This window comes from Zhihengliuella alba (genome assembly GCF_039538765.1).
GTDB classification, from domain to species: Bacteria; Actinomycetota; Actinomycetes; order Actinomycetales; family Micrococcaceae; genus Zhihengliuella; species Zhihengliuella alba.
This window is the reverse complement of the sequence record NZ_BAABCJ010000001.1, coordinates 429312-442715: the sequence shown is the minus strand read 5'-3', so window position 1 is coordinate 442715 and position 13404 is coordinate 429312. Positions and strand designations below refer to the sequence as shown.

15 protein-coding genes are annotated in these 13404 nt (G+C 69.6%); 11 read left to right on the top strand and 4 right to left on the bottom strand.

Features of this window, described 5'->3' with window-relative positions; genetic code table 11:
* Positions 1-2 precede the first annotated feature (2 nt).
* The 3 genes from qcrC (at position 3) to qcrB (ending at position 3584) form a co-directional block, all read left to right on the top strand.
* Positions 3-791, top strand: a complete 789-nt coding sequence (gene qcrC, locus ABD784_RS01975; protein ID WP_344879179.1) for a cytochrome bc1 complex diheme cytochrome c subunit — start codon at positions 3-5, stop codon at positions 789-791.
* Positions 792-864: 73 nt separating this feature from the next.
* On the top strand, positions 865-1908 hold the full coding sequence (qcrA, locus tag ABD784_RS01970) for a cytochrome bc1 complex Rieske iron-sulfur subunit (protein WP_344879177.1): 1044 nt from the start codon (positions 865-867) through the stop codon (positions 1906-1908).
* Positions 1909-1913: 5 nt separating this feature from the next.
* On the top strand, positions 1914-3584 hold the full coding sequence (gene qcrB, locus ABD784_RS01965) for a cytochrome bc1 complex cytochrome b subunit (protein WP_344879174.1): 1671 nt from the start codon (positions 1914-1916) through the stop codon (positions 3582-3584).
* 287 nt (positions 3585-3871) lie between these two features.
* Here the strand turns inward: qcrB and ABD784_RS01960 are convergent, their stop codons facing one another.
* Both ABD784_RS01960 and ABD784_RS01955 read right to left on the bottom strand, forming a co-directional pair.
* The gene (locus ABD784_RS01960) at positions 3872-4150 is read right to left on the bottom strand and encodes an Lrp/AsnC family transcriptional regulator (protein WP_344879171.1); all 279 of its coding nucleotides are present in this window, start codon (positions 4148-4150) and stop codon (positions 3872-3874) included.
* A gap of 77 nt (positions 4151-4227) precedes the next feature.
* A complete protein-coding gene (locus ABD784_RS01955) occupies positions 4228-4605 on the bottom strand; it encodes a DUF3054 domain-containing protein (RefSeq protein ID WP_344879168.1) in 378 nt (125 codons plus the stop codon).
* Between the two features lie 128 nt (positions 4606-4733).
* Here ABD784_RS01955 and ABD784_RS01950 point away from each other — a divergent pair, with 128 nt between their 5' ends.
* The 8 genes from ABD784_RS01950 (at position 4734) to ABD784_RS01915 (ending at position 10469) form a co-directional block, all read left to right on the top strand.
* Positions 4734-5378 (top strand): hypothetical protein, encoded by a 645-nt coding sequence (locus ABD784_RS01950; RefSeq protein ID WP_344879166.1) that lies wholly within the window; start codon positions 4734-4736, stop codon positions 5376-5378.
* Positions 5378-5923, top strand: a complete 546-nt coding sequence (locus tag ABD784_RS01945; protein ID WP_344879163.1) for a hypothetical protein — start codon at positions 5378-5380, stop codon at positions 5921-5923. Before ABD784_RS01950 ends, ABD784_RS01945 begins: the two co-directional genes overlap by 1 nt.
* A gap of 229 nt (positions 5924-6152) precedes the next feature.
* Entirely contained in the window at positions 6153-6728 is a 576-nt protein-coding gene (locus tag ABD784_RS01940) for a dihydrofolate reductase family protein (protein WP_344879160.1), read from the top strand.
* 37 nt (positions 6729-6765) lie between these two features.
* Complete coding sequence (locus tag ABD784_RS01935; RefSeq protein ID WP_344879157.1) at positions 6766-7401, top strand: peptide deformylase; 636 nt, start codon at positions 6766-6768, stop codon at positions 7399-7401.
* A 1-nt stretch (position 7402) separates the two neighbouring features.
* Positions 7403-8374 carry a putative RNA methyltransferase gene (locus tag ABD784_RS01930; RefSeq protein WP_344879154.1) on the top strand — a complete coding sequence of 324 codons (972 nt, stop codon included), beginning with the start codon at positions 7403-7405 and terminating at the stop codon, positions 8372-8374.
* A gap of 123 nt (positions 8375-8497) precedes the next feature.
* Positions 8498-8950 carry an NfeD family protein gene (locus ABD784_RS01925; protein WP_344879151.1) on the top strand — a complete coding sequence of 151 codons (453 nt, stop codon included), beginning with the start codon at positions 8498-8500 and terminating at the stop codon, positions 8948-8950.
* A 62-nt stretch (positions 8951-9012) separates the two neighbouring features.
* Positions 9013-9966, top strand: a complete 954-nt coding sequence (locus ABD784_RS01920; RefSeq protein WP_344879148.1) for an SPFH domain-containing protein — start codon at positions 9013-9015, stop codon at positions 9964-9966.
* A gap of 146 nt (positions 9967-10112) precedes the next feature.
* Positions 10113-10469, top strand: a complete 357-nt coding sequence (locus tag ABD784_RS01915) for an RNA polymerase-binding protein RbpA (protein WP_344879145.1) — start codon at positions 10113-10115, stop codon at positions 10467-10469.
* A 101-nt stretch (positions 10470-10570) separates the two neighbouring features.
* Here the strand turns inward: ABD784_RS01915 and ABD784_RS01910 are convergent, their stop codons facing one another.
* Together ABD784_RS01910 and ABD784_RS01905 are read right to left on the bottom strand one after the other, a co-directional pair.
* Complete coding sequence (locus ABD784_RS01910) at positions 10571-11308, bottom strand: polyprenol monophosphomannose synthase (RefSeq protein ID WP_344879142.1); 738 nt, start codon at positions 11306-11308, stop codon at positions 10571-10573.
* Between the two features lie 388 nt (positions 11309-11696).
* On the bottom strand, positions 11697-13352 hold the full coding sequence (locus ABD784_RS01905) for an amidohydrolase (RefSeq protein ID WP_344879139.1): 1656 nt from the start codon (positions 13350-13352) through the stop codon (positions 11697-11699).
* Between the last annotated feature and the right edge of the window lie 52 nt (positions 13353-13404).

Sequence of the window (13404 nt, the reverse complement as noted above, 5' to 3'; positions counted from 1 at the left end):
AAGTGAAGGCACTTTCGCAAAAGCGCCGGCATCCGCTCGCCGCTGTAGCGCTGCTCCTGATGGGTCTGCTTGTCACCGGTGGCCTGTACGCCGCCGCCAGCAGCGTCAACGAGGCTCAGGCCGCCAGCGCCTACAGCGCGAGCGACATCGAAGAGGGCAACAAGCTCTTCATCGCCAACTGCGCCACCTGCCACGGCATGAACGCCGAGGGCACGGATTCTGGTCCCTCGCTGATCGGCGTCGGCGCCGCGTCGGTCGACTTCCAGGTCGGCACAGGGCGCATGCCCATGCAGATGCAGGGCCCCCAGGCCCAGGCCAAGCCGGTCCAGTTCGATGAGGAACAGACCCGCCAGCTCGCCGCGTACGTCGCGTCCCTCGCCCCCGGCCCCGCAGTGCCGGAGTCGAAGTGGCTCGACAGCAGCCTGGGCAACTCCGCCGAGGGCGGCGAGATCTTCCGCGTCAACTGCGCCATGTGCCACAACGCCGTCGGTGCCGGCGGCGCGCTGACCCGCGGCAAGTTCGCCCCGTCGCTGGACGGCGTCACGGAGAAGCACATCTACGAGGCCATGGCCACCGGCCCGCAGAACATGCCGGTCTTCAATGACTCGAACATCACCCCCGAGGACAAGCGCGACGTGATCACGTTCCTCAAGGAGGTCGAGGCGACCGGTTCGCCGGGCGGCGCCGAGCTGGGCTCGCTGGGTCCTGTCTCCGAGGGCCTCTTCGTCTGGACCGCGGGCCTGGGCATCATCATCGCCTTCACCATCTGGCTGACCTCGCGTCCCTCCTGAGCCGTGGCGACGGGCCTAAGCGCCGCCTCACTACGTACCGAGAACATTTTTGAGATAAAGGATGAGAGACAACATGGGCGACCAGAGTCACGGCAGTCCGCAGGAAGCGGGTGCCGTCGCTAAGGCTCAGGCCGGCTCCGTGGATACGATCCAGGATCCGGGCCTTCCGCCGCATCGACCCCGCTTGACGGATACTGAGCCGCGGGCTGCCAAGCGTGCAGAGCGCCAGGTCGGCATTCTGTTCGCGATCTCCATGATCGGCACGATCCTCTTCCTGGTCGGCTACTTCGCCGTCGGCCACGCGGAGTCGATCGCGGAGACGCGGCTGCAGAATATGCTGCTGGGCCTGGGCACGGCCTTCGCCATGCTGGGCATCGGTGTGGGCATCGTCCACTGGGCACGCACCCTCATGCCGGACCACGAGATCGCCGAGTCGCGGCACGAGGTCCGCACGGAGGAGGACCGCCGGGACGCCGAGGAGATCATCGACACGGTGCTCGAGGAGTCGGGCATCAAGCGTCGCCCGCTGATCCGCAACACCCTGATCGGTGCGATCGCGCTGGCCCCGCTGCCCGCGCTGTTCATCCTCCGCGACCTGGACCTCACGAAGGCCTCGGCCGGCGAGATCGTCGAGCGCCTGCGCCACACCGCCTGGGACGAGGGCGTCCGCCTGACGCGGGACCCGGTCGGCACCCCGATCAAGGCCTCCGACGTGCAGATCGGCTCCGCCTTCCACGTCATCCCCGAGGGTCTCAACGAGCTCGAGGACCCGCTGAACGAGAAGGCCAAGGCCGTCGTCCTCCTGATGCGCCTGCACCCGGACAAGATGGAGATCTCGCCGGAGCGCGAGGACTGGCACTACGACGGCATCGTCGCCTACTCCAAGATCTGCACGCACGTCGGCTGCCCGGTGGCCCTCTACGAGCAGCACACCCACCACCTGCTGTGCCCCTGCCACCAGTCGACGTTCGACCTGACGCAGGAGTGCAAGGTCATCTTCGGCCCGGCCGCGCACCCGCTGCCGCAGTTGCCGATCACGGTCGACGACGAGGGCTACCTCGTCGCACGCAGCGATTTCCATGAACCTGTCGGACCCGGCTACTGGGAGCGTGGTTAATCCTCATGAGCACCCCTTCACATCAGTACCAGCCGGCGACCCGCACGGGCCGTATCGCGGACTTCGTCGACCAGCGCGTCGGCGCGTCCGGCATGGTCAAGGAGTTCGGCCGCAAGATCTTCCCGGACCACTGGTCCTTCATGTTCGGCGAAGTGGCCCTGTACACCTTCGTCATCCTGCTGATCTCGGGCACGTTCCTGACGCTGTTCTTCGACCCCTCGATGGCGCACACGACGTACAACGGCTCCTACGATCCGCTCAAGGGCGTCGGCATGTCCGTCGCCTACCACACGGCGCTGGACCTGAGCTTCGACATCCGTGGCGGCCTCTTCATGCGCCAGCTCCACCACTGGTCGGCGCTGCTGTTCGTCGCTGCTGTCTCCGTGCACATGCTGCGCGTCTTCTTCACGGGCGCCTTCCGCAAGCCGCGCGAGCTGAACTGGGTCGTCGGCGGCGTCCTCCTCGTCCTGGCCATGGCCGCCGGGTTCACCGGCTACTCGCTCCCGGACGACCTGCTCTCCGGTAACGGCCTGCGCATCATCGACGGCATCATCAAGGCGATCCCGGTCGTCGGCACCTACGTGTCGGCTTTCATGTTCGGTGGTGAGTTCCCGGGCACGGCGATCGTCGGCCGGCTCTACATGCTGCACATCATGCTGATCCCGGCCCTGATCCTGCTCATGGTGGCGGTACACCTCTTCATGGTCGTCGTGCACAAGCACACGCAGTGGGCGGGCCCGGGTCGCACCGAGGACAATGTCGTCGGCTTCCCTGTGGGTCCGGTCTACGCGGCCAAGGCCGGTGGCTTCTTCTTCATCGTCTACGGCGTGGTCGGGCTCATCTCGGGCTTCTTCACCATCAACCCCATCTGGAACTACGGGCCCTACGATCCGTCGCCGGTCTCCGCGGGCACCCAGCCCGACTGGTACATCGGCTGGGCCGATGGCGCCCTGCGCCTGATGCCCGGCATGCTGGGCGACTTCAGCTTCGACTGGATCATTCCGTTCCCGTGGGGCGACAACACCCTGGCCATGGGTGTCCTGGTTCCGGCGCTGGTCCTCGTGGGCCTGCTCGGCGCGATGTTCGTGTGGCCTTGGATCGAGCGGTGGGTCACCAAGGACGACCGCGAGCACCACCTGCTCGACCGTCCGCGCAACGCCCCGTTCCGCACGGGCGTGGGTGTCGCCGGCGTCGTCTTCTACTGCGTGCTCTGGGCGGCGGCCTCGTCCGACCTCATCGCCACGCACTTCCACGTGGCCCTGAACGACGTGACGTACTGGCTGCGGACGCTCTTCTTCCTCGGCCCGATCCTCGGGTTCATCGTGGCCCGCCGCATCGCCCTGGCGCTGCAGCGCAAGGACCGCGACATCGTCCTGCACGGCCGGGAGGCCGGCATCATCGAGATGTCCCCGGAGGGCGCGTTCAGCGAGCGCCACGAGCAGATCGACGACTACAAGCTCTACAAGCTGACGTCGTTCGACTCCTACCAGGTCCTTCCGCCGCAGCCGGACCGGGCGGGTCACGTGAGCCGTTCCGAGAAGCTCCGCGGCAAGATCTCGAAGTTCTTCTTCGAGGATCGTGTCGCGCCGGTGACACGGGCCGAGCTGGAGGAGGCGCGCTCGCACCACGGTCACCACGCCGTGGCGGCCGGGTCGCACGACGAGCTCGGCCAGTAGGCCGGATCTCCAGCACAGAGCGGCGGCCGCCGGGTCTCGGACCCGGCGGCCGCCGCTCTTCGTCGTGCCCGACATCGTGGGACATCGACCGCGACGGCCTGAACAGTCCTCAGGGTGATCCGCGACGGGGGAGTGGACCGCACGGGGGAGCGGCAGGTCATGCCCGGGAGCGGCTCGGGCGGTGGGCTGCACGAGCAGAGGGGTGTGCCCCGTCGCAGCGGCGACGGGGCACACCCCTCTCTGTCCTGCCCTTCCTCCGGTGGACTCGTCCGGCGCGGAGGGGGTCTCTACTCGAGGCCGAGTGAGAAGGCCGCGTCGAGGTCGTGCTGCGAGAAGGCCCGGAAGGCCAGATGGGTGGTGGTCTCCACGACGCCGTCGGCCTTGCTGACGCGGTTGGAGATCACCTCGGCCAGGTTCTCGTAGTGGCGGATCCTGACGATGGCGATGAGATCCCAGTCGCCGGAGACCGAGTAGACCTCGCTGACGCCGTCGATCTCCGAGAGTTCCTGGGCGCATTCCGGAATGCTGTCCGTCCGGGCCTTGATCATGACAAAAGCGGTAACCATCTCAACCTCGATCTCGTCGGTACCCCGTGCAGGGTGCTCTCCGCCCATCCTAGGCGTCCGGGCGGGGGAGCGCTCGTCTACGAAGCGGCTGTAGACCTCGCGGAGGCGCGGCGCAGGGCGAGTCCGGAGAGTGCACGGCGGCCGAGGAGCAGAACGCCGAGGCTGACCGTGGCCACGACGACGAAGGCGACGGCGGCTGTATCTCCGAACAGGAGGCGCAGGGCCAGGCCGAAGGACACCGTGCCCGCCCAGACCAGGACGCCCTGCGGCCAGAGGCGCGAGTGCGTCCGCGGGAAATGGCTCACGGCCGACATGGCGACGAGTGCGATCATGAACGGGGCGGCCGTGGCGAGGATGCCCGGGGCGGTCAGGGGAAGGTCGTGCTGCTGTCGGCCCAGCGCCGCGAAACCGACGACGAGTGCCAGATCGATGAGCAGAAGCCAGACGGGTCGCATGCCCCTCAGTTTAGTGGCTCAGTCTAGTGGCGGCTCAGCCCAGTGACGACGAGGGGTCGGGCACCCGCCGGACATCCGGACAAACCAGAGCCCTTGTCGCAGAGTTTACAAACTGCTAGTTTTGTGGAATGTACGTCATGACGATCGACCAGAGGCGGTCCCGGCGGGGTCCGGACCTCGTCGCGGAGCTCCTTTCCACGCTGGCCTCCGCGCCAACGCGTCGAGGCTTCGAGCGGACTGCCGGCGACGAGATCCAGGGAGTCCTGGACGATGCCGAGGCAGTCGTCCGGATCGCCCTGGACCTGGCCTCCGGGGAGTCCTGGAGCGTGGGGATCGGCGTGGGCCCAGTGGAGACGCCCATGCCGCAGGAGACGCGTGCCGGTCGTGGTCCCGCGTTCGAGTACGCACGGGATGCCGTGGAGCGTGCCAAGGCCTCCGGCGGACACATCGCCGTGGCGGGGGAGTCGCCCGACTTGGCGCGCATCGAGGCCGAGCTCCAATTGATGGGAGCGGTTGCAGCACGGCGGACGCGGACCGCGGTGGAGGCGGGCGTCCTCGTGCGCGCCGGCAGGACGCAGAGCGAAGTGGCCCGGACGCTCGGCATCAGCCAGCAGGCAGTGTCCAGTCGTCTGGCCCACGGGCTCTGGTACGAGGTCGAGCATCTCTCTGAGCTGACGGCGCGCGCCCTCGAGCACGTCGAGGGCGCACCCAGGAGGAACGTGCACGAAGCGGCGGCGCCCGAGTCGGATGTCGTCGGGGGAGAGGGGCTGTGATGGGCGCCGGCGTCATCCTGCTCCTGGCGGTGTGCGTGCTCGGGGCGTTCCTCTTCACGCCTCCGGGGGCGAAGTCCTTCCGTCGGCGCACCACCGCGTGGGCCATCATCCTCGCCGGGCTGCTCGGCCTCGCGGCCGTAGCGGCCGCGATCGGCGCCGCTGCCGGCGGCGCTGCACCGGTGGTGGCGGCAGTCCTCATCAGCACCGCGGCCGCAATGCTCGGCGGAAGCCATGTCACCGAGGCCGTCTTCCGGTGGGCCTCCTTCAAGGGCCCGGACGGGACGCCCCATCCGGTCGGCGAGCCGAGCAGCCCCGGGGTTCTGCGTGGCGGACTGTGGATCGGGCTCCTGGAGCGCGTCGCCATCGCGGCGACGCTCTGGGCCGCCTGGCCCGAGGGGCTCGCCGTGGTCCTCGCCGTCAAGGGGCTGGGTCGATTCGCTGAGCTGAAGGACCATGCCGCCGCCGAGAGATTCATCCTGGGGACGTTCTCGAGCGTTCTCTGGGCTGCGGGCTGCTACGGCATCGGCAGACTGCTCGGATCCTGAGCGACGCCGGATCACGGCGTTGGTCTCGAGAGGCACGGCCGGCACCGCAGTTGATTCCGGTAGCGGAAGGGGATGCGATCCCGACCCCTCCTTGGGGTCCACTCCGGATAACTTGACATAATGTACATTATCGGTGGTTTCTGAGGGACCCGTTGGGGGCTACCGCAGGGTTCCCGGCCGAGCTAGTCTGGCGCTCGAGTCCATCGACCCGATCGACCCGAGGAGAACCATGGCACAGCTGATCGCCACCGCCTTCGTCTCGCAGGACGGCGTCATGGAGGCGCCCGGCGGCGAGGACGGATATCGGAATGCGGGCTGGACGTTCAAGGACATCGACTTCGTGGAGGAAGCCTACGAGCTGAAGGCCATGGAGCAGCAGCAGGCCGGGTCACTCATGCTCGGCCGCCGGAGCTATCAGGCGTTCGCGCCCGTGTGGCCCTCGATGGAGGCAGAGTTCCCCCGCTACAACGCGATGCCCAAATATGTGGTCTCCACAACGCTGGACCCGGCGGACCTCGTGACCGACTGGGGGCGCATCGACATCCTCCGCGGCGTGGACGACGTCGCAGCCGCGAAGGACCAGGCCAGCGAGCCGATCATCATCCACGGCAGCGGGGAACTCGTCCGGAGCCTGACGGATGCCGGGCTCGTCGACCGATTCCACCTGCTGGTGTTCCCGGTGCTCCTCGGAGCCGGGAAGCACTACTTCAGCGCGGCGGACAAGGCTGCGCAGCGACTCGATCTCGTCGACAGCGCGGTGTACGCCAACGGGGTCCAGAAACTGGTCTACGACGTCGTCCGCTGAGTCTGCGGCGCCCGCCCGCGTCCGGCAGAATGGCACTGTGAGCCAAGCACCCTGGATCGAGCCAGCCCTCAGACTGATCGAAGCCTACGACGCCGGCGAGCTGCCGACGGTGGTCCAGCTGGGCCACCCGGCGCTCCGTGCCCCGGCACTCCCCTACGAGGACGAGCTCGACGCCGCCACGCTCGCCCGACTGCTGGCGATGATGCGCGCCACCATGCACGCCGCCCCCGGCGTCGGTCTCGCCGCACCGCAGCTGGGACTCGGCGTGCGCATCGCGGTCCTCGAGGACGCCGCCTCCGTCCCCGATCCCGAGACGGCCCGCCTGCGCGAGCGTACGCCGCTGCAGTACTTCGCAGCCCTCAACCCCTCCTTCCGCCCCGTCGGGGACCGCCGGGCCGAGTTCTTCGAGGGCTGCCTGTCCTTCACCGGCTACGCGGGCGTCGTCGGCCGGCCGGCGGACATCGTGGCCCGCTACAGCACTCCATCGGGCGAGTCCGTCGAGCGCGAGCTGCACGGCTGGCCGGCCCGGATCTTCCAGCACGAGACGGATCACCTCGACGGCATCGTGTACATCGACAAGGCGAGTACGCGGAGTCTCTGCTCCACGGCGGAGTACGCCCAGCGATGGGCCGCACCAGACGTCGAGCCCGCGCGCGTGGGTCTAGGCTTCTGACGTGGGCGACTCCATGCCGGAGCCCGCTCGTGCCCCGGGGACCACTCCCCCCGTCGTCCCCGTCCCGAGCCCGGAGGACCGCGGCCTGCTCGCCTGTCCCGTCTGCGCCGGTCCGCTCGAGCGAACCGAGCCCCGCAGGCTGAGCTGCGCCTCGGGCCACCGCTACGACGCCGCCAAACAGGGGTACTTCAATCTGCTCACCGGCCGCGGAACGAAGTTCCGGGAGGACACGGCCGAGATGGTCGCCGCGCGGGCGTCCTTCCAGGCCGCAGGGTACTACGACGCGCTCGCGGACGCGGTCGCGGACCAGGTACTGGAACATCTCGACATCGCCGGCGGACGGCGGGGAGCTCCCGATCCCGCCGCCGGGCCGGTGCGGATCGTGGACGCGGGAGCCGGTACCGGCTTCTACCTTGCCCGCACGATCGACGCGCTGGAGTCGTACGCTCCCGGGGTGCAGGCCGCGGCCCTGGACATCTCTCGCTACGCGATGCGGCGCGCGGCGCGTGTGCCGCACACCACGGCGCTGGTCTGGGACCTCTGGCGGCGGCTCCCTCTGCGCGATGCCGGCGCGGACGTCCTCCTGAACGTCTTCGCCCCACGCAACGGGGCCGAGTACCGGCGGATCGTGCGCCCCGGCGGCCTCGCCGTCGTCGTCACACCGCTGCCGCACCACCTGGCCGAGGTCCGCGACCGACTGGGGATGCTCGGGATAGCGGGCGGCAAGGAGGAGGCCGTCGGCGAACGCCTGACGGATGCCTTCGAGCGGATCGACTCCACCTCGGTCGAATCGACGCTCGAGCTGGACGGCGTCCACGCCGTCGACCTGGCCCTGATGGGCCCCGCCGGGCACCACGCGGACCGGGACCGGATCCAGGCGCGACTGGATCAGTCGGCCCTGCCGCTGACGGCCACAGCGGCCTTCCGCATCCAGTCCTTCCGGCGCCGAGGACCGCAGGCCACCGACCGATGAGCGGGCGCAGGGGCCTGGAGCGCGAAGATCGTCCTCCCGGCGGACAGACGACGGCGGCGTCATGGGGCAAGATGGAGTCATCGAGGGCGGCGAGTGCCCTCCCGAACGATGCGGTGACGAGCGATGCTTGAGTGGATTGTCGCCAACAGCTGGGCCTTCTGGCTCTCGATCTTCCTGATCCTGGCGGTCATCGAAGTCATGTCGCTGGACCTGTACTTCATCATGCTGGCGACCGGCGCCCTGGGGGCGGTGTTCGTCGATCTGGCCGGCGGCCCGTTCTGGCTGCAGACGCTGGTGTTCTGCGTGCTCTCCGCGGTCACCATCCTCTTCATCCGGCCCATCGCCATGCGGCACTTGAGACGCAGTCCGGCCGACCAACTCACCAACGTGGACCGGCTGATCGGCCAGGACGCCCTGGTGCTCGAACCGACGTCGCGCCTGAGCGGCCGCGCGAAGATCGGCGGCGAGACCTGGACCGCCCGGGTCGAGGGCGACTCCACGCTCGAGCCCGGCGCCTACGGGCGTGTCATCCGGATCGACGGGGCCACCGCCTACATCGTGGAGCGCCGGGCATGAGCGCCCTGCCCTCCTGCCGCGGCAGCAGGCCGCCGCGCACTCCTTCCAGAAAGAGGTAGACCATGTCCAGCTCGAACAGTCTGGGGACGTCGATCGTCCTGATCGTCCTCGCGATCTTCGTGATCGTGATCCTCATCCGGTCCATCCGGATCGTGCCGCAGGCGCGCGCCGGAATCGTCGAGCGGCTCGGCAAGTACCAGCGGACCCTCGGTCCCGGCCTGACGATCCTCATCCCCTTCGTGGACCGGCTGCTCCCCCTGCTCGATCTCCGCGAGCAGGTCGTCAGCTTCCCCCCGCAGCCCGTCATCACGGAGGACAACCTCGTGGTGTCGATCGACACGGTCGTGTACTTCCAGATCACAGAGCCGCGCGCCGCGACCTACGAGATCGCCAACTACATCCAGGCAGTCGAGCAGCTCACCACCACGACACTGCGTAACGTGGTCGGCGGCCTGAATCTCGAGGAGGCCCTGACCAGTCGCGACCAGATCAACGGGCAACTGCGCGGCGTGCTGGACGAGGCCACCGGCAAGTGGGGCATCCGCGTCTCCCGCGTCGAGCTCAAGGCGATCGACCCGCCCCTCTCGATCCAGGACTCCATGGAGAAGCAGATGCGCGCCGAGCGTGACCGCCGTGCCGCGATCCTCACCGCCGAGGGCACGAAGCAGTCCCAGATCCTCACCGCAGAGGGCCAGCGCCAGGCCGCCATCCTCGCGGCCGAGGGCGACGCGAAGGCGTCCGTCCTGCGCGCCGACGGCGAGGCCCAGGCGATCCAGCGTGTCTTCGACGCGATCCACGCCGGCAACCCGGACCAGAAGCTGCTGGCCTACCAGTACCTTCAGACCCTGCCGAAGATCGCCGAGGGCGACAGCAACAAGCTCTGGATCATCCCGAGCGAGGTCGGCGAGGCACTGCGCGGCATCGGCGGGGTCCTCGGCAACATCCAGCCGGACGGGGACGGGACGCCCGATCGCGGCGCGACGCCGGCCGCTGGTCAGCCGTCACCCGGCGTGTAGGGCCCGTGGGTCGCGCTCCGGCGCGACCCACGGCCCGCGCAGCCCGTATACTGGTGTGCTGGACAGAAGCCGGCGGGGAATTCCACGTCTCCCCCGGCCGTTAACTCCATCGTCGTCAAGCGTTACTAGACGCAGTAGGGAGAAAAATGAGCGATCGCAGTCTGCGCGGTATGCGCCTGGGCGCACAGAGCATGGAGTCCGAGTCCGGTGTCGAGCCGGCGCCGCGTCAGCGCGTCGAGTACCGCACCGAGGACGGCGAGCAGGTCTTCGTGACGTTCGCCGCCGAGGCCGAGATCCCGGCCACCTGGGTTTCCAAGAGCGGCAAGGAAGCGCTCCTCGTCAACGGTGAGCGGCCGGACGAGTCCAACGAGAAGCCGGTCCGCACCCACTGGGACATGCTCCTGGAGCGTCGGTCCACCGAGGAGCTCGAGGAGATCCTCCAGGACCGCCTCGAGAAGCTGCGCACCGCCCGCGGCGAGGCCGTCGAAGCACAGAAGAAGTAGGGGCCCGGCGCCGGCCGGCGCTCCCCCGACGGAAGAGCCCCGCACCATCGCTTAGCAGCAAGCGATGGTGCGGGGCTCTTCCGCGTCAGCGGGCCAGGCGTTCAGCCGCGCCGGCCGAAGCGCTCCGCGAGACGCCCCGCGCGGGCGCTCAGACCCCACTTGGTCACGTTGAGCATGGCTTCCACGACGATGTTGCCGCTCATCTTGGAGACGCCCAGCTCCCGCTCGACGAAGGTGATGGGGACCTCGACGATCCGTCGGCCCATCCGGGCCACGCGGAAGGTCATGTCCACCTGGAATCCGTAGCCGACGGACTCGATCTGGTCGAAGTCGATCGCCTCGAGGGTCTCGCGCCGGAAGGCGCGGAACCCGGCCGTGATGTCACGGACGCTGAGGCCGAGCATGGTCCGCGAGTAGAGCGAGCCGGCCCGGGAGATGAGCTTCCGGTGCAGCGGCCAGTTGACGACGCTGCCGCCCGGCACCCAGCGGGAGCCGATGACCAGATCGGCCCGGTCGACCTCCGCCAGCAGGCGCGGCAGATCCTCCGGCCGGTGGGATCCGTCGGCGTCCAGCTCCACCACGACGTCGTAGTCCCGCTCCAGCGCCCACCGGAACCCGGCGATGTAGGCGGCGCCCAGACCCTCCTTGCCCTTGCGGTGCATGACGTGGATCTGCGGGTCCTCCGCGGCCAGACGGTCGGCGAGCTCGCCGGTCCCGTCCGGGCTGTTGTCGTCCGCGATCAGGACGTCGGACTCCGGGACCGCTGCGCGGAGGCGTCCGAGCGTCACGGGCAGCGCCTCGAGTTCGTTGTAAGTCGGGATGATCGTCACTACGCGCACGCGGGTCTGTGTCCTTCTGAACGGGGAGATTGCCAGTGACACAGTATACGGGGAGCCGGCTGGACGGGCGCTGGGAACCGCGCGCTACGGTCCACCGGCGAGCGGTGGGAACTGGGGCCGCCAGGTGCGGCAGCGGGGCGAACCCCGACGACTTCGGACCAGCGCGACTCGGCGTCGTGCTGTTTTCTAATGCCGTCGGGGTTCCCCCGTGCCTTTGACGCTGGATCACCAGCGCGGCAACACCTGTGGCGCCTCGAGCGCGGTAGCGGAGTGGTTGCCGTGATTCACCACCCTACTGCGTGACCGAATCGTGTCAACCTGCCCGTGACCACCCGGAACAGGTCCCTCCCCTAGTCAGGCCCGCGTTGCCAGGAAGGTTAATTCGTCCTCACTGCGAATGCGGCACGCGCTCGGCCCCCTGGAACGCAGGCGATTCGAAGAGGATCCGCCCCTCGCGCACGGTACGGAGGCATTCCGGCGCAGCGTCGTCCAATGCCGGGAGCATCGGCGTGCCAGCGCGGGCGTCCGTGCTCCACGCGGCCACTCGCGAGTCCGGCGTCTGGACCATGAGCTCGGAGGCACTCCACACGGCGAAGGTCGCGGCGGCGCCGGGAACGAGCTGCCCCGCGAACGGCACGTCGACGCCTGCGGCGCGGTAGCCGGCCCGCGTGCTGGCCACGAACGCCGCCCGCGCCGAGATCCGCGAGGACGCGTCGCTGAGCTCGAGGCACGCCTTGACGCTCGCCCACGGGTCGATCGGCAGGACCGGGGCGTCGGACCCCAGGCAGACCGGCACGCCGGCGGCCAGCAGTCGTCCGATCTGATTCATGCCCGTTGCGCGCTCGGGCCCGAGCCGCTGCTCGTACAGCCCTCCGGGCCCGCCCCAGCGGGCGTCGAAGCCGGGCTGCATCGAGGCCGTGAACCCGGCCTCGAGCAGGCTCCCCAGGACGTCGTCGTCGATCATCTCCGCGTGCTCGACGCGGTGCCGCAGCGCCTGCAGACGTTCGGCCCCGACCTGCCGCATCGCGATCCGCAGGCCCTCGGCCAGCACCCGCGCCGCGCCGTCGCCGATGACGTGGAAAGCGGCCTGGAGGCCGGCCTCCGTGCACGCGACGAGATGCCGCGCCACCTGGTCGGCGTCGAGCATGAGCGTCCCGCTCTCGCCGGGCGCGTCCGAGTAGTCGTGGCTCAGGGCCGCCGTGCGGGAGCCCAGGGACCCGTCGATGTTCAGGTCTCCCCCGAGCCCCGCGAGCCGCGGCCCGAAAGCGCCGGCGACGGCCCGTGCGGTCTCGGCCGAGTCGACGAGCTCGCCCCAGTACAGCCGGACCAGCGGCAGGTCGTCGCCCGCGGCGTCGAGTAGCTCCCGCAGCAGCTCGGCGTCCCGAGCCCCGCTGATCTGCGGCGCGGCCATCTCAGCGACGCCGGCCACGCCACGGGCGGCGAGGTGGGCGAGCGCCGCCCGCTGGTAGCGGCGGCGGGTGTCGTCGTCGTAGTCCAGGGCACGGCGCCGCAGCTCGGCATGACGCTCCCCCGCCACGTGGGCGCTCTCAGTCCCGGGGGCAGCCGTTCCGGGAGCGATGCCGGCCTCGAGCACGGCCGGGCTGACGAGTGCGGAGTGGACGTCGGCCCGGGCCAGGTACACCGGGGCGCCTCCGGCGGCCGCCGAGAGCTGGGCGGCCGTGGGCAGTTCGGGGGTGTCCCAGCGGCTCTCGTCCCAGCCCGCGCCGAGGACAGGCTCGCCCGGGGCGGTCGCGGCCTGCGCGCGCACCGCGGCGAGGAGACCCGCGGCATCCCGCACCGCGCTCAGGTCCAGCTGCTCCAGCGACGCGCCGAGCTCGGTCAGGTGCACGTGGGAATCGAAGAAGGCCGGTGCGATGAGAGCGCCGCGCAGGTCCACGACGTCCATCCGGTCGTCGAGCAACGACGCGGCGGCGGCCTCCTGGCCGACCCACGCGACGGTTCCGTCCTCGACGAGCATCGCCGTGGCGAAGGGGTCCGCCGGCGAATAGACGGATCCGTTGCGGTACATGACCAGATGGGCCAAGGGTTTCCTCTCTGCGGGTCCCACGTCCGCTCGAACGGCGGAGTGGGACGTG

What these genes read in the sequence shown, in the direction of transcription:
- qcrA (WP_344879177.1), top strand. Translation starts at nt 865, where the DNA reads ATGGGCGACCAGAGTCACGGCAGTCCGCAGGAAGCGGGTGCCGTCGCT.
- qcrB (WP_344879174.1), top strand. Translation starts at nt 1,914, where the DNA reads ATGAGCACCCCTTCACATCAGTACCAGCCGGCGACCCGCACGGGCCGT.
- ABD784_RS01960 (WP_344879171.1), bottom strand. Translation starts at nt 4,150, where the DNA reads ATGGTTACCGCTTTTGTCATGATCAAGGCCCGGACGGACAGCATTCCG.
- ABD784_RS01955 (WP_344879168.1), bottom strand. Translation starts at nt 4,605, where the DNA reads ATGCGACCCGTCTGGCTTCTGCTCATCGATCTGGCACTCGTCGTCGGT.
- ABD784_RS01950 (WP_344879166.1), top strand. Translation starts at nt 4,734, where the DNA reads ATGTACGTCATGACGATCGACCAGAGGCGGTCCCGGCGGGGTCCGGAC.
- ABD784_RS01945 (WP_344879163.1), top strand. Translation starts at nt 5,378, where the DNA reads ATGGGCGCCGGCGTCATCCTGCTCCTGGCGGTGTGCGTGCTCGGGGCG.
- ABD784_RS01940 (WP_344879160.1), top strand. Translation starts at nt 6,153, where the DNA reads ATGGCACAGCTGATCGCCACCGCCTTCGTCTCGCAGGACGGCGTCATG.
- ABD784_RS01925 (WP_344879151.1), top strand. Translation starts at nt 8,498, where the DNA reads ATGCTTGAGTGGATTGTCGCCAACAGCTGGGCCTTCTGGCTCTCGATC.
- ABD784_RS01920 (WP_344879148.1), top strand. Translation starts at nt 9,013, where the DNA reads ATGTCCAGCTCGAACAGTCTGGGGACGTCGATCGTCCTGATCGTCCTC.
- ABD784_RS01915 (WP_344879145.1), top strand. Translation starts at nt 10,113, where the DNA reads ATGAGCGATCGCAGTCTGCGCGGTATGCGCCTGGGCGCACAGAGCATG.